Here is a 316-nt window from a genome sequence, read left to right as displayed (position 1 = left end):
TTATGCGGTATTAGCTATCGTTTCCAATAGTTATCCCCCGCTAAGAGGCAGGTTACCTACGCGTTACTCACCCGTTCGCAACTCATCCGGAAAGAGCAAGCTCCTTCCTTCAGCGTTCTACTTGCATGTATTAGGCACGCCGCCAGCGTTCATCCTGAGCCAGGATCAAACTCTCATTAAAATAATTGTTTGTCTTAAACTCATTCTGTCACTGACAGATTTATTGTTTTTTCATTGTTCAGTACTATAACCTTTGTTATAGTGCCCTGCACATTGGTTCGTCTTGTTCAGTTTTCAAAGGTCTTTGTCGCTCTCT

At 43.0% G+C, this 316-nt stretch carries 1 rRNA gene; it reads right to left on the bottom strand.

Annotation, left to right across the window (positions count from 1 at the left end):
* Positions 1-181: ribosomal RNA gene (locus HA044_RS09340) — 16S ribosomal RNA — on the bottom strand; the annotation flags it as partial.
* Positions 182-316: the final 135 nt, after the last annotated feature.

This window comes from Streptococcus sp. IMAU 99161, assembly GCF_014435245.1.
Taxonomy (GTDB): Bacteria; Bacillota; Bacilli; order Lactobacillales; family Streptococcaceae; genus Streptococcus; species Streptococcus lactarius.
The sequence above is the reverse complement of the archived record's forward strand: the minus strand, read 5'-3'. Positions and strand labels throughout refer to the sequence as shown.